Origin of the sequence: Candidatus Accumulibacter sp. ACC007 (genome assembly GCF_907163205.1) — a bacterium.
GTDB classification, from domain to species: Bacteria; Pseudomonadota; Gammaproteobacteria; order Burkholderiales; family Rhodocyclaceae; genus Accumulibacter; species Accumulibacter regalis.
This window is the reverse complement of sequence record NZ_CAJQUD010000008.1, coordinates 95,596-116,752: the sequence shown is the minus strand read 5'-3', so window position 1 is coordinate 116,752 and position 21,157 is coordinate 95,596. Positions and strand designations below refer to the sequence as shown.

The 21,157-nt window shown below is 65.4% G+C and carries 15 protein-coding genes; 11 read left to right on the top strand and 4 right to left on the bottom strand.

Features of this window, described 5'->3' with window-relative positions; genetic code table 11:
• Positions 1–51: 51 nt before the first annotated feature.
• The 3 genes from QZ634_RS16610 to mgtE all read left to right on the top strand — a co-directional run bounded on the left by QZ634_RS16610 (position 52) and on the right by mgtE (position 3,202).
• Positions 52–774 carry a CatB-related O-acetyltransferase gene (locus QZ634_RS16610; protein WP_291990318.1) on the top strand — a complete coding sequence of 241 codons (723 nt, stop codon included), beginning with the start codon at positions 52–54 and terminating at the stop codon, positions 772–774.
• 285 nt (positions 775–1,059) lie between these two features.
• Positions 1,060–1,449, top strand: coding sequence for a hypothetical protein (locus tag QZ634_RS16605; protein ID WP_291990316.1), 390 nt, complete (start codon positions 1,060–1,062; stop codon positions 1,447–1,449).
• Positions 1,450–1,813: 364 nt separating this feature from the next.
• Positions 1,814–3,202 carry a magnesium transporter gene (mgtE, locus tag QZ634_RS16600; RefSeq protein ID WP_291990313.1) on the top strand — a complete coding sequence of 463 codons (1,389 nt, stop codon included), beginning with the start codon at positions 1,814–1,816 and terminating at the stop codon, positions 3,200–3,202.
• 64 nt (positions 3,203–3,266) lie between these two features.
• Here mgtE and recJ read toward each other — a convergent pair whose 3' ends face one another.
• Positions 3,267–5,012, bottom strand: coding sequence for a single-stranded-DNA-specific exonuclease RecJ (recJ, locus tag QZ634_RS16595; RefSeq protein WP_291990312.1), 1,746 nt, complete (start codon positions 5,010–5,012; stop codon positions 3,267–3,269).
• The gene (locus tag QZ634_RS16590; protein WP_291990310.1) at positions 5,009–6,085 is read right to left on the bottom strand and encodes a hypothetical protein; all 1,077 of its coding nucleotides are present in this window, start codon (positions 6,083–6,085) and stop codon (positions 5,009–5,011) included. Before QZ634_RS16590 ends, recJ begins: the two co-directional genes overlap by 4 nt.
• Before the next feature lie 207 nt (positions 6,086–6,292).
• On the opposite strand from QZ634_RS16590, the gene QZ634_RS16585 reads away from it, so the two are divergent.
• From QZ634_RS16585 to QZ634_RS16560, 6 genes are all read left to right on the top strand, one after another.
• On the top strand, positions 6,293–7,540 hold the full coding sequence (locus tag QZ634_RS16585) for a lipoprotein-releasing ABC transporter permease subunit (RefSeq protein ID WP_291990308.1): 1,248 nt from the start codon (positions 6,293–6,295) through the stop codon (positions 7,538–7,540).
• A complete protein-coding gene (gene lolD / locus QZ634_RS16580; RefSeq protein ID WP_291990306.1) occupies positions 7,533–8,219 on the top strand; it encodes a lipoprotein-releasing ABC transporter ATP-binding protein LolD in 687 nt (228 codons plus the stop codon). The genes QZ634_RS16585 and lolD overlap by 8 nt, the downstream gene beginning before the upstream one ends.
• 76 nt (positions 8,220–8,295) lie before the next feature.
• Positions 8,296–10,317: a methyl-accepting chemotaxis protein gene (locus QZ634_RS16575; RefSeq protein ID WP_291990304.1), complete on the top strand. Its 2,022-nt coding sequence runs from the start codon at positions 8,296–8,298 to the stop codon at positions 10,315–10,317.
• Positions 10,318–10,323: 6 nt separating this feature from the next.
• On the top strand, positions 10,324–10,470 hold the full coding sequence (locus tag QZ634_RS16570) for a hypothetical protein (RefSeq protein ID WP_291990302.1): 147 nt from the start codon (positions 10,324–10,326) through the stop codon (positions 10,468–10,470).
• 78 nt (positions 10,471–10,548) lie between these two features.
• Positions 10,549–12,900 carry a DNA internalization-related competence protein ComEC/Rec2 gene (locus QZ634_RS16565; RefSeq protein WP_291990300.1) on the top strand — a complete coding sequence of 784 codons (2,352 nt, stop codon included), beginning with the start codon at positions 10,549–10,551 and terminating at the stop codon, positions 12,898–12,900.
• 224 nt (positions 12,901–13,124) lie between these two features.
• The gene (locus QZ634_RS16560; protein ID WP_291990678.1) at positions 13,125–16,448 is read left to right on the top strand and encodes a ligand-binding sensor domain-containing diguanylate cyclase; all 3,324 of its coding nucleotides are present in this window, start codon (positions 13,125–13,127) and stop codon (positions 16,446–16,448) included.
• A gap of 133 nt (positions 16,449–16,581) precedes the next feature.
• On the opposite strand, the gene QZ634_RS16555 is transcribed toward QZ634_RS16560, so the two are convergent.
• Positions 16,582–16,839 (bottom strand): hypothetical protein, encoded by a 258-nt coding sequence (locus QZ634_RS16555; protein ID WP_291990298.1) that lies wholly within the window; start codon positions 16,837–16,839, stop codon positions 16,582–16,584.
• Between the two features lie 591 nt (positions 16,840–17,430).
• On the opposite strand from QZ634_RS16555, the gene QZ634_RS16550 reads away from it, so the two are divergent.
• Positions 17,431–18,330 (top strand): alpha/beta hydrolase, encoded by a 900-nt coding sequence (locus tag QZ634_RS16550; RefSeq protein ID WP_291990296.1) that lies wholly within the window; start codon positions 17,431–17,433, stop codon positions 18,328–18,330.
• A gap of 42 nt (positions 18,331–18,372) precedes the next feature.
• Here the strand turns inward: QZ634_RS16550 and sodC are convergent, their stop codons facing one another.
• Complete coding sequence (gene sodC, locus QZ634_RS16545; protein ID WP_291990294.1) at positions 18,373–18,894, bottom strand: superoxide dismutase [Cu-Zn] SodC; 522 nt, start codon at positions 18,892–18,894, stop codon at positions 18,373–18,375.
• Positions 18,895–19,254: 360 nt separating this feature from the next.
• Here sodC and QZ634_RS16540 point away from each other — a divergent pair, with 360 nt between their 5' ends.
• Complete coding sequence (locus tag QZ634_RS16540) at positions 19,255–21,141, top strand: sulfatase-like hydrolase/transferase (RefSeq protein WP_291990292.1); 1,887 nt, start codon at positions 19,255–19,257, stop codon at positions 21,139–21,141.
• Positions 21,142–21,157 lie beyond the last annotated feature (16 nt).

Genomic DNA, 21,157 nt, shown 5'->3' with positions numbered 1-21,157 from the left:
GGTGCCGCATTCTTGTTGCCATGACTGCATCTTGATTGTGGAATCCCGTTCATGAGCCTCCTGACACGCTTCCAGCTCTATCGCGATGCGGCCCGGCTTCGTCGTGCTGGCCTGAAGCTGGCAACGCTCGCCCAGGTGCGCCATCGTTGTTTTCTGTGCATCGAACTGCCGGCATCGCTCGGCAGTGCGCGCGTCACTGCCATCAATGGTCCTGAGCAGCCGCTGCGGATTGGCGCCCACAGCTATGTTCGCAGTGGCTCGCTCAACATGGTTGGGGGCATCGGTCGCTTCTGCTCGATCGGTCAGAACGTTTCGCTCGGTGAGGACCCCCGCGCGCACCCCACCGATTGGGCTTCTACCAGCCCCGCCTTGATACACGGCTACGTCAGCCCGTTTCAGGAGCCAGAGCACTACGCCAACATCGGACACGACGTCTGGGTCGGTCACGGAGCGGTGGTCATGGCCGGGGTGACGGTGGCGACCGGCGCCATCATCGGCGGCAATGCGATGGTGACCCGGGACGTTCCCCCCTACCACATTGCAGCGGGCAATCCGGCACGGGTGGTGGGCATGCGCTTTCCCGAGGAAGTGGCGGCGGACCTGCTGGCCAGCCATTGGTGGGAGCTGCCGTACGTGGCGCTATGTACTCTGCAGCGCCGTGACCCGATCGCCTTTGCCGCGGCGGCCCGGTCGCTGCGGGTGGCAGCGTCGCCAGCGGAATACCCGACGGCGACGCTGTATCAAAGGCGGGTGGTCTCGATCAGCGGCGTTTGAGGCGGCCTCGACCCGTTCGGCCTTCGTCTTGCGCAGGAGATCGCTCCGACGGTTCATGGGCGATCTGCGCGCGGGCTGGGCATGTTCAGGGGAAAACCCTGTTTTAGGCCAGGTTTTCGTCCGCTGGCTGCTGATATTATGACTATTTATTGCTATTCTGACGGCGAGGCAGGTGTCGAGGAGGCTCTCTGCAACTGGCGGGCTCAGGCGCTTGACCGTGCAGCATGAATGCAGCGCCGTGCCCGCAGTGTGTTCAAATGAAAAATCTGATCTTGGGAGGAAACCATGTTGGTCTGGCTGATTGTTCTTTCCGGTTTGCTTGGCGTTGCGGCCTGGTTTTTCTGGCGCGCGCGCGCGCAACCGGCGCCCATGCGGGAGAAGCCTCAGGCTGATTCCCAGCAGCCGTTCCATGGCGTCTCGATAAGGCGCGGCAAGAAGGCCTGTGCCGCGGTACGGCAGCTTGGCGGGCAGCGATTCCTGGCCAGCGATGCGCCTCGCTTGCCCTTGAGGAATTGTGACGTGGACGCGTGTCAATGCCGCTACGCCCACTTCGATGACCGCCGGGAAGACGATCGCCGACAGATGCACGCCATGCAACGCGGCTTCATCGATGCTGTGGGCAACCGCGAGCGCCGCGTCGAGAGGGAGCGCAGAAGAACCGTGGAGTTTGCGTAGGCGCTGCCTGCTTCTGTCTGACCGGTCGGGTCGAGGGGGCCGGCACGGCAACCGGGCTCTGGCGCTGGCTTGCCGGCTGTCCCCTCAGTCCGGCCGATTCTCGAAATGCCCGCTCATCCATTGCGCTGTCTGGCCGCCGTCGGTTTTCGGCGCGCGCTTTTCCGGGCCTTGTGTAGCGCGGCACAGGCTTGCGCCGCGACCCGGACCTTGCAGCCCGCAGCCTGCCGCCCGCAGTCGCGTGCCCGGAGCAGAAAGTGGTCGGAAAAAGGTCTGCTTCGAGCCAAGAGGATGGACCGCCCCCTCGCCTGTGGCTACACTGGCGGGCTGCAGTTTCTCGAATGCCACGTCGACGGGGGAAATGGTTATGCAAATCAACATCGAGAGCAGACCCGCGGCTTCTGCTGCCTACGAGACGAAGAAGAAGCGGCTGGTCGAGACGATCGATCGACTGTACGTTCGCGATGCACGCGCGTCGTTGCAGAAGATGCTCTCCAAGGTCCATCCCGTGGATTTGGCCTCGGTTCTCGACGATCTACCCCCGGCGCATGTAGTTGGCGTGTTCTGCGCGATTGCCGATGCCGAGGAGGCAGCCGACGTCTTCAGCCAGTTGCCGCGGGACTTGCGTCGGCAGGTGTTGAGCGAGACAAAGGTCGAGAAGCTGGCCGGCGTCCTGGAGCATGTGCCACCGGACGACCTCGCAGACCTGATCGGCGACCTGCCGGAAGATCAGCGCGAGCAACTGATGGCCCTGCTCGGGCACGAAAGCAAGGACGAAGTCGAGAGCCTGCTGCAATACGACCCGGACACGGCCGGCGGCATCATGACCACCGACATCTTCTCGCTGTCGCATGCGCTGACGGTGGAAGAGGCGATCGAGAACATCCGCAGCCACGACGACGTCGAGATGGTCTTCTATCTCTACCTGACCGACGAATCGGGACACCTGTCCGGCGTCGTCTCGCTGCGCCAACTCCTGCTGACCGCCGTCGATACGCCACTGCACAGGATCATGAATCGCCGCGTCATGAAAGTGAGCACCGATGACGATCAGACGGCCGCCGCCATGCTGGTCGACAAATACCGTCTTCTCGCCGTCCCGGTGGTCGACGAAGAGAACATCCTGGTCGGCATGATCACCGTCGATGACGTCATCGATGTCATCGAAGAAGAGACGACCCGCGACATCCTGAAAATGGCCGGGACGAACGAGTCGGAGACGCTCACGCATTCGGCGTTCAAGATCGCCAGGATACGCCTGCCCTGGCTGCTGGCCGCGTTCGTTGGTGGTCTCGCGGCGACGGCCGTGATCGGGCAATACGAGGTGATTCTCGCCGAGGTGCTGGTGCTCGGCGCCTTCCTGCCGGTGGTAATGGGCATGGCCGGAAACGTCGGTGTCCAGTCGGCAACCGTCGCCGTGCGCGGCCTGGCGACCGGTGCGATCGACGTTCGCGACACGGTGCCGCTGGTGCTCAAGGAACTGCGCGTGGGTCTCCTGCTGGGCGCTTTCTACGGGGTGATCCTGGCCGTCTACGGTTACCTGATACACGAAAGTCTCGCGCTGGGCGAGGTCGTCGGGCTGACGATTCTGGTCAACATGACCGGCGCGGCCCTGCTCGCGGTGCTCCTGCCAATGATCTTCCAGCGCTTGAAGGTCGATCCAGCCGTCGCTACCGGGCCATTCGTGACCACCGCCATCGACATCTTCGGGGTCCTCAACTACTTCGTGATCGCCAGCTGGATCTACGATCTCTGAGCGGCTGGCGAGGCGCGGTCGCCGCTGCGGCCTTGCCGTCTGGCGACATTCGGCACTCGCTTTTTTACGCCGGGTGGCGCGCGTGGCTCGGGCGGTTCTCGAAATGCTCGATCATCAACTGCGGCGTCTGCACGCCGTTGAAGTCGTTGATCGCCAGCCGGTAGGCGGCGCGGATGGTGCTGCCCGGGGCCTGGGAAAAGTTGAACTGGATCGCGTCCAGCCTTTGCTCGCCTTTGCGCAGGCGCATCTTGAGGTGTTTGTCCTTGAGGATGCGCTGGCTTTCGACGACGAACTCGTCGGCGAACAGCGGCGCCGGAAAACCCTGGCCCCAGACTTCGGCTTCAAGCAGGCGCGCGGTGGCGATCGAGTAATAGCCTGATTCGAGGCCGCCGTCGGTTTCCAGCGTGCGCGTGCGGTCGGCGGGTGCCAGCAACTCCTCGGCAACCTGCGCGAACAGTTCGCGGAAACGCGGCAGGTCGCATTCCCGGATCGTCACCCCGGCGGCCATCGCGTGCCCGCCGAAGCGAAGCAGCAGGCCCGGCGCGCGTTTGCCGACCAGATCGAGCGCGTCGCGCAGGTGCAGGCCGGCGACTGAACGACCCGAGCCCTTGATTTCGCCGCCATCACCCTCGCCGCGGGCGAAGGCAAAAACCGGCCGGTGCAGTCTTTCCTTGATGCGCGCGGCAACGATGCCGACGACGCCCTGGTGCCAGTCGGCGTCAAACAGCGAGACGCCGATGGCCGCCGGGTCAGCGGCTGCGTCGGCGCCCGCTTTTTCGATCTGCAGCAGCGCCTGTTCCTGCATGCCGGCCTCGATCTCGCGTCGCTCGCGATTGAGCGCGTCGAGTTGCTGGGCAATGTTCATCGCCCGCCCGGGGTCGTCGGTGATCAGGCATTCGATGCCCAGCGACATGTCGGCAAGGCGGCCGGCGGCGTTCAGGCGCGGGCCGATCATGAAGCCGAGGTCGGTGCTCGACGCCTGGTCCGGGTTGCGGCCGGCGGCGCGAAAAATCGCCGCTATACCGGGCGTCAGGCGACCCTGGCGGATGCGCTGCAGGCCCTGGCTGACCAGCACCCGGTTGTTGTGGTCGAGTCTGACGACGTCGGCAACGGTGCCCAGGGCGACCAGATCCAGCAGCGCCGCCAGCTTGGGTTCGCTTCTGCCGCTGGCCTCGGAAAACCAGTCCCGTCGGCGTAACTCGGCGCGCAGCGCGAGCATCACGTAGAACATCACGCCGACGCCGGCCAGCGACTTGCTCGGGAAGTCGCAGCCGGGCTGGTTGGGATTGACGATGCATTCGGCGGCGGGCAGCTCGTCACCCGGCAGATGATGGTCGGTGATCAGCGTGGCGATGCCCAGTTCGCGGGCGCGGGCGACGCCGTCGACGCTGGCGATGCCGTTATCGACGGTGACGATCAGGTCGGGGCTGCTTTTTGCCGCCAGGTCGACGATGTCCGGCGACAGGCCGTAGCCGTAGGTGAAGCGGTTGGGGACCAGGTAGTCGACGCGCGCGCCGAAGGCGCGCAGCGCCCGGATGCCGACCGCGCACGCGGTCGCCCCGTCACAGTCGTAGTCGGCGACGATAAGAATCTTCGCCTGCCGGCCAATGGCGTCGGCGAGGAGGCCCGCAGCGGTGCCAGAGTGGGCCAGGCGGTCTGGCGCCAGCAGCGACTGGAACTCGTAGTCAAGCTCGCTGCGCATGACGATGCCGCGTGCCGCATAGATGCGCGCCAGCAGGGGGTGAAGGCCCTGTTGTTCGAGTTGCCACTGGACGCGCTGCGAGACGCGACGGCTGACGATTTGCGTCATCCATCACCCTCCCGCGCCAGCGCCTGCGCGGTCGCTGCCAGCGGTCGTGGGCGACGCCACAGTTGCCACTGCTCGCCGCGGCCGCTTTCCCAGGCCAGCGTTGCGTAGGCCGTCGAGGCTTGCAGACGCAGGTGCTTGATCCTGCCGCCGGCGAGCGCTTTTTGCAGCGGCGCGAACCAGCGCACCTCGAGTCTGGCCAGTGCGTTGCGGTAGGCGTCGGCGTCCTCGTATTGCACAGGGCGCTGCAGCGCATCGAGAACGAGCAGTTGCCGGCTGTCGGCGGCTGCCTGTGCGAGCAGGGCGCCGAGGTCGTCGGGCAGCGCCCGCGTCGGGACGCCGAAAGCTTTTCCGAGGCCGCAGGTCAGCACGTCCTCGCCCCAGACGCCGGCAAAATTGCCGGCGCCGGCGTTGGTGCTGGCTGCGGGCCGCACGCCGGCGCCCCACAACCACAGGCTGTTGATCGTCGAGCGGCCAGTCGCCTCGCGCCGTTCGTTGGCCGGCTGGCCGTAGAGAACCATTTGCACCTCGTTGAGCAGTTGCCGCAGGTGGCGCGCCTGTGGCGTGGCGGGCAATTGCCGGTCGAGCCGGCGACCGGCGACGACCGACAGCGGCGGGACGTCGAAGTGGCCGAGATCGGTTTCGCCGGCGAGCTGCAGATACCAGCGATCGGCGCTGGCGACATGGAAGGTACCGATGTCGGCGAACTGACGATTGAGTTCGGCGGTGATTTCCCGCGCCTCGTCGCTGCTGATGTCGAGACTGCCGGCGTCGGCAAGAATGAGTTTTTCCTGGTGCAGGCGCAGATGTACCGGGTCGGCACAGAGCCAGCAGGGGTCGGCTCCGCTGGGCGTTGGCGCCTGCTTCTCGCCGAGGACGCGAAAAGCGGCCCAGGGGACGTTGCCGGCAAGGCCAAAGGCGTCGCCAAGCGTTGCCTCGAAGGACTGCGGCGCTCGCCGCTGCAGCCGGCTGCGCGCGATCAGCGTGTTCAGTCCGGGGCAGGCGAGGGCGTCGAAGGTCTCGCGGTCGTCGGGTTCGGGCCAGACGAGTTCGGGGACGACAAGGGTGAGCTGCATGAGGGCTGGCCGGAGGAGACGAAAGGGTGGACGACGGGGCGATGTGGCGGTGAACGAAGTAATGGCTGCGCCGGGCGGATGGCCTGCAGACGGCCGGGCATCGCGCGGGGAGGGCTGAATGGGCAGTCGCTGGCGGAAAAGTGTAGCATAGCGGCTTTGCCGTTTCGGCGCTTCGAACCACCAACCTGAGATGAGTTCCTGCCGCTGATGGCCCTTCCCTACGAGCTGCTGATTGGCCTGCGCTACACGCGCGCCAAGAAGCACAATCACTTCATTTCTTTCATCTCGCTGATTTCCATGCTTGGCATCGCGCTCGGCGTCGCCGCGCTGATCGTCGTGCTGTCGGTGATGAACGGCTTTCAGACCGAGCTTCGCTCGCGCATTCTGGCCGTCGTCTCGCACGTTCAGATCACCGGCAGCAGCGGCGAAATGGTCGGCTGGCAGTTTGTTGCCGAGCAGGCGGCCGGACATCCGCAGGTCCTCGCTGCCGCGCCCTTCGTGCAGGCGCAGGCCATGCTCTCCTACGGGCAGGCGGTGCGTGGCGCGATGGTGCGCGGCATTCTTCCCGACCAGGAAGACCGGGTCGCCGATTTCCGCCCGCACATGAAGAGCGGCAAGCTCGACGACCTGCAGCCGGACAGTTTCAACATCATCCTCGGCAGCGAGCTGGCGCGCGCGCTCGACGTCCTCGTCGGCGACCGGGTGACGCTGATCGCTCCGCAGGGCGTGGTGACGCCCGCCGGGGTGATCCCGCGCCTGAAGACGTTCAACGTCGTCGGCCTGTTCGAAGTCGGCATGTACGAGTACGACAGCGGCCTGGCGCTGATTCACCTCGCCGACGCGCAGCGCCTGTACCGCATGGACGACCGTGTTTCCGGCGTGCGCCTGAAACTCGACGATCTGTTCAAGGCGCCACAGGTGGCGCGCACTCTGGCCACTTCCCTGCCGATCAACGCCTTCATCAGCGACTGGACGCGCAGCCACGCCAATTTCTTTCGCGCCGTACAAATCGAAAAGAACATGATGTTCATCATCCTCTCGCTGATCGTCGCCGTCGCTGCCTTCAACATCGTGTCCACGCTGGTCATGGCGGTGACCGACAAACAGGCGGACATCGCCATCCTGCGCACGCTCGGCGCCAGCCCGATGAGCATCATGATGGTGTTCATCGTGCAGGGCGCGCTGATCGGCTTCATCGGCCTCGGCCTGGGCGTCGCTGGCGGGGTGGCGCTGGCGCTCAACGTCGATGTCGTGGTGCCGTTCATCGAGCGCATGCTCGGCACGCAGTTCCTCGCCAAGGAGGTCTATTACATCTCGAACCTGCCTTCCGAACTGCAGTGGAGCGACGTGACGACGATCGTCAGCGTGGCTTTCGTGCTCGCGCTGGTGGCGACAATCTATCCCAGCTGGCGGGCGAGCCGGGTCAATCCGGCGGAAGCGCTGCGCTATGAGTGAGCCGGTTCTGGCCTGTCAGGGGCTGAGCAAGATCTATCGCCAGGGCGACAGCGAAGTCGAGGTCCTGCTCGGCGTCGATCTCGAAATCGAGGTCGGCGAACGCGTGGCCATCGTTGGCGCTTCGGGTTCCGGCAAGAGCACGCTGCTGCATCTGCTCGGCGGCCTGGACGCGCCGAGTGCCGGCAACGTGCAGTTGATGGGCAAGGACTTGCAGAGCATCAGCGACGCACAGCGCGGGACGCTGCGCAATCGCCACCTGGGTTTCGTGTATCAGTTTCATCACCTGCTGGCCGAGTTCACCGCGCTCGAGAACGTCGCCATGCCGCTGATCATCCGGCGCATGCCCAAGGCCGACGCCGAAGCGCGGGCGGCGACCGTGCTCGCCGAGGTCGGTCTCGGCCACCGCTTGCAGCACACCCCGTCGGAATTGTCGGGGGGCGAGCGTCAGCGGGCGGCGATTGCCCGCGCGCTGGTCACCAAGCCGGCGTGCGTCCTTGCCGACGAGCCGACCGGCAACCTCGATCGGCAAACCGCCGCCGGCGTCTTCGAGCTGATGCTGGCGCTCAACCGCTCGCGGCAGACCAGCTTCGTCGTCGTCACCCACGACCCGGCACTTGCCGGCCGTGCCGAGCGCATCCTGATCCTGCGCGACGGTCGCCTGCAGCCGTCCGAAGGCTGAAATCCTTCCCAACGCCTAAAGTTTCGGCGCGCGCTGCCGTTAAGGTTCCTGCGGCACACATTGGAGACGGATCACCATGCAGACCCTTTTCGCCCCGGCCATTGCTTTGCTCAACCGTCTTGGTTACACGAAAAAGTTCACGGTCATCGGGATGCTGGCGCTGATCGCGATCGGTATCGTCGGGACGAACCTCTACCTGATCAAGCAGCGGGTGATCGACCGTTCGCAGCAAGAGCTGGCCAGTCTCGAAATGATCAAGCCGATGGCCACTCTGGTGCAGCATTTGCAGGTCCATCGCGGGCTCTCGTCGGGCGTTCTCAATGGCGACGAGAGGATGGAATACAGGCGCGCCGCCAGGGAGAAGGAGGTTGGCGAAGCGCTGCAAGCGGTCGCAGCGAGCCTGTCGCCACGACTGGCAGTGGCGGATCCGTGGCAAAAAGTGCTGGCCACATGGGCGACGATCCAGCAACAAGGCCTCAAGCTGGCGGCGCGCGAGAATTTCCTGCGGCACAGCGCTCTGATCGAAGAACTCGCTCGTTTCCAGCGCGTGATCGGCGATCAGAATTCCCTGACCAACGACCCCGACATCGATTCGCGCTACCTCATCGATACGCTGATCGACGAACTGCCGTTGGCGCTGGAGAGCATGGGGCAGTTGCGGGCCATCGGCACCGGTGCGCTGACCCGGAAGGAACCGCTGGCCATGGCGCAGCAGGTTGAACTGGCGGCGGCGTTGGCCGGGCTCAATACGGCGGTCACCGGGCTGCGGCAAAACCTCGACAAGACCGCGCACTACAATCCTGGCCTGCGGCCGGCACTGGAAGCGGCGAGCAATGACATCGGCACGGCGGCTGCACAGTTCACCACCATGGTGAACGACGATATCCTCGCCGAGCGCTACCAGATGCTGCCGGCGGTCTACTTCGCGGTGACCACCCGGGTGATCGAGAAGGGCTACAAGGACATGTTCGAGATCCTCTTCCCGACCCTCGAACAGCTGCTGCGGCAGCGCGTCGAGCGGGCGCAGCGGGAGCTGGGCCTGAGTATTGCCGTCGTCGTTCTCATCCTGCTGATCTACGCTTACGTGTCGGTTGGTCTCTATTTTGCGACCATCGGCAGCATCAAGCGCCTGGCAGCCAACGCGCGGACGATTGCCACCGGCGACCTTGGCGTTACCGTTGATCTCGGCACCCGTGACGAACTCAAACTCGTCGGCGACAGCCTGAACGAAATGACGCAGGGTTTTCGCACGCTGATTCACAAGGTCCAGCGCAGCGCCGGGGAAGTGCTCGCGGCGACCAAGACACTTGCCGCATCGGCGGGGAGTATCACCAGCAGCAGCACGCAGCAGAGCGATGCCGCTTCGGCGATGGCGGCGGCGGTGGAGGAAATGACGGCAGGTATCGAAAGCCTCTCGCTCAGTGCCGACGACGCCAACCGGCTGGCCGGCCGCGCCGACGAACTGTCGTCCGATGGTGGCCGCGTTGTCGGCGAGGTGGTGCAGGAGATCGAGCGCATCGCCGAGGTGGTGAACCACGCCGCGTCGGTGATCGCCGAATTGGGTGGGCGCTCGGAGAAAATCTCGGCGATCGTCAATGTGATTAAGGAAATTGCCGATCAGACCAACCTGCTGGCGCTGAACGCAGCGATCGAGGCGGCGCGTGCGGGTGAGTCGGGTCGTGGCTTCGCAGTGGTCGCCGACGAGGTGCGCAAGCTCGCCGAACGTACGACGCGCTCGACGCAGGAGATCTCGAGCATGATTGCCGCCATTCAGGAGGGGTCGCGCGATGCCGTGAGCAGCATGCAGCTCGGCGTCAGCCGTGTCAGCGCGGGCGTTGCCCTGGCCACGCAGGCGGGCGAGTCGATCGGCGAAATTGGCGGCAACGCCAGGAAAGTGGTGGACAGCGTGGCGCATATATCGAGCGCGCTGCGCGAACAGAGCGTCGCCAGCGCCGAGATCGCCCGCAACGTCGAGCGTGTCGCCCACATGGCCGAGGAGAACTGTGCGGCGGTTGCCGGAAATGCCGGCACTGCGGCGCAGCTCGAAAGCCTTTCGGAAGGGCTGGACGCCGAGATTCGCCGCTTCAAGCTCGCCTGATTGCCCTTGGCGCGCCACGGCCGACACGCGGCACGCACGCACCCCGCACGCGCGCGCCAGGCGCATCGCGATATCGTCGTCTTGCACTGGACAGCGGTATTGACGGTGGCCGGCGTCGCGCTCATGGGCATGGATCACGAAACGACGGCGTAGTCCTGGAGCAAGCGGCGGCGCACTGCTCGTGCGCGGAAGAAATGCGCGTTGGCGCCCGGATTTCCGGTTTAATGCCGCATGCGCTTCAACATTCTTGCCTTCGCCATGGGGGTCGGGCTTCTCCAGACTCGGGGAAGCCTGCCGCCTTCTGCGCTGGTCGTGGCGACGCTTCTTGGCGCATCTGCCTGGCTGCTTTGGGCGGGCTCGCGTCGACAGCCGGCGCCGCTCGTCTGGCGTGCCCTTTCGCTGCTGGCCTGCGCTCTGCTGGGCGTGGCATGGGCGGCGCTGCTTGCCGGGCAGCGCTTGCAGGAGCGCTTGCCGACAGAATGGGAAAGCCGTGATCTGCAGCTGGTCGGGGTGGTCGCCGGCTTGCCGCAGGGCTTCGAGAACGGCGAGCGCTTTGCCTTCGCCGTCGAGTCGGTCGACCCGCCGCAGGCGTTGGTGCCGCGGCGAATCATGCTCTCCTGGTACAAAGGCCAGCGCGCCGAGGAGGGGCACGAAGCGGCGACCGCAGCGCCCGCCGTAGCGCCCAATGTTCGCCCGGGCGAGCGCTGGCGGTTGACCGTTCGCCTGAAACGGCCGCACGGCAATGCCAACCCGCACGGTTTCGACTACGAGGCCTGGCTTTTCGAGCGTGGACTGAGGGCGACCGGCTACGTGCGTCCGAAAGCCGTGGCGCAACGGCTCGACGACTTCGTTCTCCGGCCTGGTTACGCGATCGAGCGCTTGCGCGAGCACATTCGCGGTTCGTTCCGCACGGTTCTGCCCGACGCGCCGTATGCCGGGATTCTCGCCGCGCTGGCCATCGGCGACCAGCAGGCGATTTCGCCAGAGCAGTGGCGCGTCTTCCGGCAGACCGGCGTCACCCACCTGATGTCGATATCCGGCCTGCACGTGACCATGGTCGCCGCGCTTTTTGCCGCGCTGGTCGGCTGGCTCTGGCGGCGTAGCGAGCGCTTGATGTTGCTGCTGCCGGCGCCGAAGGCGGCGATCGCCGCCGGCTGGCTGGCCGCTTTCGGCTATGCCTTGCTCGCCGGTTTTGCCGTGCCGACGCAGCGCACGCTCTACATGTTGAGCGTCGTCGCGCTGGCGCTGTGGTCGGGGCGCAACCTCGGCGCCAGTCGCAGCCTCCTGCTGGCGCTGTTGCTGGTCCTGCTGCTCGATCCCTGGGCCGTTCTTTCGCCAGGTTTCTGGCTCTCGTTCGCCGCTGTCGGCGTGCTCTTCTTCGTTGGCACGGCACGGGTCGGCGAGCGGCGCGGCTGGCGCGCGACGCTTGCCCACTGGGGGACGACGCAGTGGGCGGTGACGATCGGGACGCTGCCCTTGCTCTTGCTCCTCTTCCAGCAGTTTTCGCTGGTCTCGCCGCTGGGCAACGCGCTGGCGATTCCGGTGGTCAGCTTTCTGATCACCCCGCTGGCCCTACTCTTCGCGCTGACTTCCTGGCCACCGCTGCTGCAGCTCGATCACTGGCTGTTGTCCTTTCTGATGGTGTTTCTCGAATGGCTCGCGCGCTGGCCCTTGTGGCAACAGCCGGCACCACCGCTGGCGGCGACGCTGCTGGCTTTGCTCGGGGTCTTGTGCCTGCTGCTGCCACGCGGTTTTCCGGCGCGCTGGCTCGGCTTCTGTCTGCTGCTGCCGGCGCTGTTCTGGCCGGCCCCACGACCGGCGCCTGGCGACGCCTGGGTCGACGTGCTCGACGTCGGGCAGGGGCTGGCGGTGGTCGTACGCACCGCCGGGCACACGCTGCTCTACGACACCGGGCCGCTGTACAGTGCCGAGTCGGACGCCGGGCAGCGCATCGTCGTCCCCTACCTGCGCGCCACCGGCGTCGACCGCCTCGACACGCTGATCGTCACCCATCGCGACAAGGATCATTCGGGTGGCCTGGTGGCGATCCGCGAAGCCTTGCCGATCGGCCGCCTGCTCAGCTCGCTGCCCGAACTGGAGGGTGAGCTCTGCGTGGCCGGCCAGGCCTGGGAGTGGGATGGCGTGCGCTTCACGATGCTCCACCCCGACGCCACCGACTACCCGCGCAAGGGCGGCAAGACCAACAACATGAGTTGCGTGCTGCGCGTGGAAAATGCGTCGGGCAGCGTTCTCCTGACCTCGGACATCGAGGCCCGCGACGAGCAGCAACTCCTCGCGCGGGCGCCGGAACTGCTGCGCAGCGACGTCCTGCTGGTACCGCATCACGGCAGTGGCACGTCGTCGACGCCGGCGTTCATTGCCGGCGTTGGCGCCCGCGAAGTGATCATTCCCGTCGGCTATCGCAACCGCTATCAGCATCCGCGCCCGGATGTCGTCGCCCGCTACGCCGGAAGTCGCGTCTGGCGTAGCGATGCCGATGGCGCGGTACGCGTCCAACTTGTCGGCAGGCTCGATCTTTCGTCTTACCGGAGCGACTATCGTCGTTATTGGCAAGGGCAGTGAGTGGCGGACAATCGCCAGTGGGCAGCACTGGCGCGAGTAGGGTCTTGCTGGCTACAATGTCCCATGTTTTCGACCTCGCGATTGCTTGCCGTCAGCGGTTTGCCTTCCGCGCGCCGTGACTCCGTCAGATGACGGACGCTGCGCCTCGACGGTCAGTGCTGCTCGTATCCATTTGGCGAAGCGCCAGGGTCGCTGGTGCGCAGACTGGCGGCGCGTTGGGCGCAGTGCTGTGCACGGTCATCGCAAGACTCCTGCGGCTGCCGGGGATCGCGCTGTTTGCGGCAACTGCGCTGCACGCCGAGTCCCCTCCGTCGGCCTATGTCGAGAACCCGCTCCTCGAGCCGCGTTTCGCTTCGGTCGGCGTCGGGGTCATTCCGCGCTACGTCGTGCCGACGGTGGCTCAGGACCGGGCCGGCTTCCTGTGGATCGCCACGGGCGACGGCCTGGTGCGGTACGACGGCTACAGGTTCCGCGTCCAGGAACGCGACAGCCCGGACCCTGCCGCGCGTACCCTGGGATGGATCCGCGCGCTGCTGGGAGGCAGCGATGGCCGCCTGTGGATAGGCACCGAGTGGGACGGGCTGGCGGTCTATGAACCGCTGAGCGAGAGGGTCACTCCCTGCCTTGGCAACAGCGACCGCGACGGCAGCGTGAAGCCGACGATTCGTGCGCTGGCCGAGGACGGTGCCGGCGGCATCTGGGTGGGTAGCGAGGGGGGAGGGCTGGAGCACGTTGGCTCCGACTGTGCAAGTTCGGCCAACTACCGCCATTCGCAACAAGCCGGTAGCCTGCCCGACGATCGCGTGAGCGCGCTGCTGATTGACCGGCGAGGGACACTATGGGTGGGCACCTGGTCCGGCTTGAGCCGCCGGCTCCCCGGCAGCGATCGCTTCGAGGCGGTATTTTCGAACCACGATCCCGGCGCTGGCGCCAATCTCGCCGGTCGCCTGGTTCAGGCCCTGTTCGAGGCGTCGGACGGGCGCCTCTGGGTAGGCACGCAGCAAGGCGAGTTGGCGATCATCGATCCCGTCACCGGTGAGGGCCTGCTGCTCGAACAGGCAGCGGAAACGGCCGGCAGCAGCGCTGTGTCGAGTTTCGTCGAGGTTCCGGGTGGTCCGCTGTGGGTTGGCCGCTCGTCGGGCATCGAAGTTCGCGACCCACGCGACGGCCGCTTCTTGCAGCGACTGCAACACGACCCGCGCCGCCCCGCCGGTCTGTCCGGCAACGAGGTGACCAGCTTACTGCTCGACCACTCCGGGGTGATCTGGGTGGCGGGCTTCGGCCTCGGTCTGCAGCGTCACGACAGCAACAATCGTAGCCTGTGGCTGCGCAGCGCCGATCTGCAAGCGGACAGCCCGTTTTCCTCGTCCGACGTGCGCAGCCTGCTGCAAATTGATAATGGCGAAATCTGGGTCGCCACACAGCAGGGCGGGGTGACCGTGATGGACGGCCAGTTGCGCGCCATCGACGCCTTGCAAGCAGGGAGCGCCGGGGAAGCCGTGACCGCTTCGCCGGCGGCGAAGCAGGCGCCGTCACCCCTTCGGGTGACGGCGATGGTCCAGGCGGGCGATGGCACCGTCTGGCTCGGTACTGATGCCGAGTTGTATCAGTTCAGCAGTGATGGCCATCGCCGACAGCTACGCCGCCTGCCGCACGCCGGTGGCCCGACGACGCGTTTGCTGGCCGGCAGCGACGGGAGCTTGTGGGTCGGTACGGTGGATGGGCTGTTTCGCCTGCGCCCCGGCGTAGAGCAGGTCGTTCGCGTTGCTCGTCAGGGTGGGCAGCCATTGCGTGCGGAAATCAGCGCCATCGCCGAAGGACCTGACGGCGACCTATGGGTCGGCAGCGGCAAGGGCTTCTTTCGTGTCGCTGCACGTGAGCGCGAGTTGCGACGGGTCGAGGCAGAAGCGGGTGCCGAGCTCGCCAATCCCAGCGTCATCGGGCTGCTCTTCGATCGGCAACAGACACTGTGGTTGGACACCGCGGTGACCGGGCTGCATCGCATGCGCAGCTGGGACGGCCAGCGCGCGCGTTTCGAGCGCATCAGTCAACGGCACGGCGTCGTCAGCCGCCCCTTCGGCGCCAATTTGATCAGCGATGCGCGCGGCCGTATCTGGACGCACATGTACGTCTATGATCCGGCGAGCGACCGCTTGCACGAACTGACCGCGGCGGATGGCGCAGACCTGGGCACCGGCTGGTTCTATTCGTACGCCAGGACGCACGATGGTCGCTTGCTGTTCGGCGGCAGCAGGGGAATCCTGGTCGTCCGGCCGGAGCGCTTTGACGCCTCGGTGTATGCGCCACCCTTGCTGGTCTCCGAGTTGAGCATCAACGGGCAGCGCGTGTCGGCCGGCGGAATCCTCACTGGCCTCACGCTGGCGCCCGAGCAGCGCAGCTTCAGCCTGACGTTTTCGGCGCTCGACTACAGTGATCCGGGCCGCCTTCGCTATGCCTACCAGTTGCAGGGATTCGATCCCGACTGGATCGACAGCTCTGCCGATTCGCGGCTTGCCAGTTACAGCAATCTCGATCCCGGCGATTATGTCCTGCGCGTGCGCGCCAGCAAGCGCAGCGGTGCCTGGAGTCCGCACGAGCTGGCGATCAAGGTGCGCGTCATGCCTGCCTGGTGGCAAAGCTGGTGGTTCCAGCTGCTGGTGCTCTCCGTGTTGGTGGCGATGGTCAATGCGCTGGTCCGCTTGCGTACCCGTAATTTGCGCTTGCGCCAGGGCGAGCTGAAACGAATGGTGCGCGAACGCACGGCCGAACTCGAGACGCTGACACTGGCGCTGCAGCGTGAATCGGCGGCACTGGAAGAGTCGAGCCTGACCGACCCCTTGACCGGCTTGCGCAACCGTCGCTTCCTGACCCAGCACATCGACGCCGACGTCGCCCTGGCGGTGCGAGAGCACGAGAGCCACTTCAAGTACGGAGCCAAGTTGCGCGAGGACGCAGGGTTGATATTCTTCCTCTTCGACATCGACGGCTTCAAGGAGGTCAACGACCGCTATGGTCACGCCGCGGGGGACGCGGTGATCAGGCAAGTGAGCGAGCGATTGCGCCGCGTCTTCCGCGACACCGACTATCTGGTTCGCTGGGGTGGCGAAGAATTCCTCGTCGTGGCGCGTTCGACGCCGCGCTCGCACGCGGCCGACCTTGCCGAGCGGGCGCGCGCCGCCGTGGCCGAACGCCCTTTCGATCTCGGCGATGGCCGCTTCCTGTCCAGAACCTGCTCGGCCGGTTTCTGCTGCTTTCCACTGTCAACGCAGCATGCCGCCGCTCTCGACTGGCCGGCGGCAGTCAACATTGCCGATGCGGCGCTCTACGCGGTGAAGGGCGCTGGCCGCAATGGCTGGCTGGGAGCGCTCAGCGCCGCTGGCGAATCGGCCGAAGCCCTGCTTGCCCGGTCGCGCAGGCCCCTGGCTGAATGGACGCGCTCGGGTGGTCTGAAACTGGTCGGCTCTGCGCCGCACGACGGCCTGGCCGCAGCCGGGTTCCCTAACGCGGTGGCCACCGAGCAAGTGAGCTCGGCATCTGCCGAGGCGTGAGCCCGGGATTTTCGCCAGCACCCTGTTGATCGCGTCGTCCCGTTGCGGGAGAGGCAGGCGGAAGTGCTTCAGGGGGTGGGCTGCCGAACGGGTGTGCGCCGCAATGCCTTGCCTGCGTCGCAGGGGAAGGTCGTCAGTAGCCGAGATTGGCGTGCATCTGGCGTCCGCCCGTGGCAGCCTGCATTTGCCATTGCTGACGGTACTGCCTGGCGTTGGCCTCGATCCACGCCAGCGCCCGGAACTCCCTCTCGTCGACCGGAAAGTGCTCTACATAGGCTTCGATCACGGCGTATTGCTGCTGGAGAAAGTCCGCCTCGGAAAAACGCGGCTGCGAGAAATTGCGGACAAGATCGCGAAAGTACTGCAGTGCGGTGTCATCTGAGATGTTCATCCTTGTCACTCCTTGAGGAGAGTCGTGCTGGCCGCGGTGGTCCGGCTGATATCTCTGCAACGGCCTTCTTGAGGCGTTCTTGAAGCCCTTCTGATTGATGACTTTTTCGAGGTGCCGCGTCCTTGATTTGACAAGCGACTTTAAGTGTCATGGCTAAGCTTTTGTAAGCTCGGTTTATTGTTCTCCACGCCAGGGGGGTGTTGTCAACAGGGATCAGACGCTTGCACGGTTTTGTCGCGGTTAGTGGTGCAAAACTGACACACTCGCACGCTCTCGCCGGCCAGCACGGGCGCAGACGGCGCCCGCGGGGCGGCGCCGTGGGAGTGGCCGAGAGTCATTCAAGTGACGCGGCTGCGGGCTGCTTGGACCCGGGTTCGGGGCCTGTGCTAGAGTCTCGGCCTTTCCGTCCCGCCGACGCTTCCGCGTGGTGCGCAGGAGGCCAGTGGACGAGGCGGGAACAGGGGTAAACGCAGGCGGGCGCAGCCGGGTCGTTGGTCAGGATCGCCTGCTTTGGTGGCCGGCGCAGGCGGTAGTTTGCCGACCGATCGGCCGAAGGTTAAGGAAAATGAAATCTGTAGGGAGATTTGCCAGATGAGCGTTCGCGCTGACCTCTCACCTTGGCTGGCCGGACCGCCGCCAGGACTCGTCGAACGCGAGGTGCGCTGCGCCTCGGTCGCCGGGCTGCATCGCATGGCCTATACCGAATGGGGCGAGCGCGACAATCCGAACGTGCTGATCTGCGCCCATGGCCTGACCCGCAACGGGCGCGATTTCGACGAGCTGGCGCGGGTCATGTCTGCCGACTATCGCGTCATCTGCCCCGACGTCGTCGGGCGCGGACGCAGCGACTGGCTGCGCGACTCATCGCACTACGTGTTTCCGCAGTACGTGGCCGACCTGATGGTGCTGATTGCCCGCCTCGACGTCGACCGCGTGCACTGGCTGGGCACCTCGATGGGTGGCTTGATCGGCATGTGGATTGCCAGCCAGGACGATTCGCCGATTTCCCGTCTGGTGCTCAACGATGTGGGTCCGCTGATCCCGGTGGCTTCCCTGCACCTGATTGGCGAATACGTCGGTCGGGCACCGAGGTTCGCGACCTACGACGACGCCGAAAAGTATGTCCGCCTGGTCAGCGAGCCCTTTGGCCACCTGACCGACGCGCAGTGGCGGCATCTCACCGAGTGTAGTCTGCAGCGGGCCGACGATGGGTGCTTCGAGATGCGCTACGACCCCGCCATCGGTGACCCTTTCCGGCGCCAGCTGAGTGCCGGAGACGTCGACCTGTGGCCGATTTACGACGCCATTCGCTGCCCGACGCTGGTCGTTCGCGGTGCCGACTCGGCTGTGCTGACGCGTGCCAGCTTGCGTGAAATGGCCAAGCGCGGGCCGCGCCCGCAGACGGTCGAGATTCCCGCCGTCGGACACGCGCCGATGTTTCTCGACGACGTGCAGATCGGCGTCGTGCGCGATTTCCTGCAGGTCGCCTGAGCCGCCTGAATCATGGCCTTGGTCGGCGTCGGCAGTGCCTGATCAGCCGCCGATTACGCCACACGCGACGCGCGCGCCACCGCCACCCAGTGGCGCCGGGTCGTCCGAGTGATTGTCGCCGCCGGCGTGCATCATCAATGAACGGTTCTTGACGTCGGCGAGCTTGAGTCTTGGCGCCAGTACCGGGTTGCTGGCCGTGCCATCGGCGGCAACGTAGAGCGCGGGCAGGTCGCCGAGGTGCCCGTCGGCCCAGGGTTCGGCGTGCCGATTCGTTCCCTGCGGATCGAGATGCCCACCCGCCGCCAGTGCGGCGATGGCCACGCCATCCTTGTCGGCGGGGGTGCACGCCGGCTTGTCGTGCACATGGAAGCCATGCAGACCCGGCGTCAAGCCCTTGAGCGCGGGATAGAAAGCCAGGCCGTACGGGGTTTCAACGATGCGCACCGTTCCCACCGCAGAGCCGACACCCTGGCTGCTGGCCAGATTCAGGGTGACGGTGGTCTCTGCGGCGAAGGCGAGGGCAGGGCACAGCAAACAGGCGACGATGCTAAGGGAAGTTTTCATGGGATTTTCCTTGGGTGGAAGAGCCGTTCACGCGGCTGGGCGAGTACCTGTCCGCCAGCCTTGTAGAGCGCGGTGCGCCGCCATCGGCGCGCAGGGATGCGAACAAGCCACGCCGAGAGAGGCAGGCGGGACTGGTCGTGCGGCCATGATAGCGACTTGCGGAAGCCGAGAGCAAGGCCGCGCCGGCGGAATGATGGCGGGTACGCTCGGCGCAGGCGCCCGATCGAGGCCAGGAAACGAGAGCGACAGGGGGCGGCCCCCCGCCTTGGCGGCAGAACTTGCGTGCGCAGCTGCACTTCAGCATCTCTTAAGCTTGCCCCCTCAGCATTGGCGGCCAGGCTTTCTTGTCGAGGTATTCCGGTGACACAAATTCAGCGCGCACTGCGGCGCTTCTACGTGCTCATGTTCGTCTTCCTGTGCCTGCTGCTGGTGCAGTACTGGCCGTACATCGAGGCCGCCGAGGCGAGTGTTTTTCTCTTCGCTGCGCTCTCGTCTCTGGCCGACGCGACGATCTTTCTGGCGCCGGTGATGGTCATTGGCCTGCTCCTGGAACGTGTCTTTCGCGCCCGCGTTGGCCCCTGTCCGCGCTGGAAAGCGATGCTGGTCTACGGGCCGGTCTGGTTGCTCAGCCTGCTCGTCGTCTTGCTGCTGTTCATCGACCTGCAACTGTTCAAGCTTTACGAGTACCACATCAACGCCTTCGTCTGGAATCTGGTGACTACGCCTGGCGGGCTTGCCGCGCTCGGAGCGAGCGAGCAGACGATCCACACCTTGGTTGCCCTGGTCGTTGTCGCTGCGGCTGTGCTGGCGGTTCTGCTCGCTGTGCTCCACCGCTTCGCCGCCCGATCGCCTGGTGAGCCGGGACGTTTTGCGCATCGTCGGGCAGCAAGCCTGACCGCCCTTCTGATGGTGACGCTGTTCGTCACCGAAGGGGTCTATGCGTTCAGCGCGTACACCGGCAAGGAGTCGTATCTGCAGGCGGCGTCGGTGCTGCCGTTTCATCTCAATACCAGTGCCACCGCCTTGTTACGCCGACTCGGCGTGGCGCCGGCGGAAAAATCCAATACACTGAAACTCGCCAAGGGAAAGGTCAGCTATCCGCTGCAGCCGATTACCACGACGGCGAAGGAGAGATACCCGAACATCATCTGGCTGACTGCTGAATCGTTTCGTTGGGATCTGTTCAACGCCGAGGTGACGCCGAATCTCTGGGCGTTCGCCAAGAAGTCGATGAGCTTCAAACATCATTACAGCGGCGGCAACCGAACGCGCATGGGCCTGTTCTCGATGTTCTACGGCTTGCACGCGCCCTATTGGTACAGCTTCCAGGAGCAGCGGGTGCGACCGGTGTTGATCGACCTGCTGATCGACAAGGGCTACCTTTTCTCATTGCGTACGAGCCAGAGCTTTACCTATCCGGAGCTGAACGATACCGTTTTTGCCGACATGCCCGCGGGCACGCTGATGCAGGCGCTGAGCGACGGCGAGCCCTGGCGGCGCGATCAGCAGAACGTCGACAACATGCTCACCGAACTGGCGGGCGCCGACGACGCCCGGCCGCGTTTCATGTTCATGTTCTTCGAGGCGACGCACGCTCCCTACACCTTCCCGGAGTCGGCGGTCATCCGGCCCGACTATCTGCACGAGGTGAATTACGCCAAGCTGGACTTGCTGACCAACGTCGATGCCATCCACCAGCGCTACATCAATGCGGCACATTTCGTCGATGCCCAGGTCGGGCGCCTCCTGGACTACCTGCAGGCCAACCATCAACTGGACAACACCGTCGTCCTGTTCACCGGTGACCACGGCGAAGAGTTCATGGAGAACGGCCATTGGGGTCACGGGCACGGCAACTATTTTCCCGAAGAGCAGATCAGGGTGCCGTTGGTGCTGCACCTTCCCGGTTACCCGGCGAAGATCTATGAACACGTCACCTCGCACCTGCAGATTCCGCTGACGCTGATGGACTACATGGGGGTCTCGACCCCGGCGCAGGCGTATACCCTGGCCGGCGACCTCTTCCACAGCGAAGATTTCCTGGTCCTTGGCAACTACAACTACATGGGGATAAAGAACGGCGATAGCAAGCTCGTCTTTCCCTTCACGGGCAGCGAGTTCTTCCGCTACGATGTCTATGATCGGCAGGACAAGAGGCTGCCCAGAGATCAGCGCCAGCCGGTAATCGACGCCAATGGCGCCGTGCTCAAGCGAGTCATTGCCGAGAGTCGTCGCTTTGTGCAGTAAGTAAGCCATCGACAGG

Excerpts from the sequence above, each read along its gene's own strand:
- QZ634_RS16610 (WP_291990318.1), top strand. The coding sequence starts at position 52 with ATGAGCCTCCTGACACGCTTCCAGCTCTATCGCGATGCGGCCCGGCTT.
- QZ634_RS16605 (WP_291990316.1), top strand. The coding sequence starts at position 1,060 with ATGTTGGTCTGGCTGATTGTTCTTTCCGGTTTGCTTGGCGTTGCGGCC.
- mgtE (WP_291990313.1), top strand. The coding sequence starts at position 1,814 with ATGCAAATCAACATCGAGAGCAGACCCGCGGCTTCTGCTGCCTACGAG.
- recJ (WP_291990312.1), bottom strand. The coding sequence starts at position 5,012 with ATGACGCAAATCGTCAGCCGTCGCGTCTCGCAGCGCGTCCAGTGGCAA.
- QZ634_RS16590 (WP_291990310.1), bottom strand. The coding sequence starts at position 6,085 with ATGCAGCTCACCCTTGTCGTCCCCGAACTCGTCTGGCCCGAACCCGAC.
- QZ634_RS16585 (WP_291990308.1), top strand. The coding sequence starts at position 6,293 with ATGGCCCTTCCCTACGAGCTGCTGATTGGCCTGCGCTACACGCGCGCC.
- lolD (WP_291990306.1), top strand. The coding sequence starts at position 7,533 with ATGAGTGAGCCGGTTCTGGCCTGTCAGGGGCTGAGCAAGATCTATCGC.
- QZ634_RS16575 (WP_291990304.1), top strand. The coding sequence starts at position 8,296 with ATGCAGACCCTTTTCGCCCCGGCCATTGCTTTGCTCAACCGTCTTGGT.
- QZ634_RS16565 (WP_291990300.1), top strand. The coding sequence starts at position 10,549 with ATGCGCTTCAACATTCTTGCCTTCGCCATGGGGGTCGGGCTTCTCCAG.
- QZ634_RS16555 (WP_291990298.1), bottom strand. The coding sequence starts at position 16,839 with ATGAACATCTCAGATGACACCGCACTGCAGTACTTTCGCGATCTTGTC.
- QZ634_RS16550 (WP_291990296.1), top strand. The coding sequence starts at position 17,431 with ATGAGCGTTCGCGCTGACCTCTCACCTTGGCTGGCCGGACCGCCGCCA.
- sodC (WP_291990294.1), bottom strand. The coding sequence starts at position 18,894 with ATGAAAACTTCCCTTAGCATCGTCGCCTGTTTGCTGTGCCCTGCCCTC.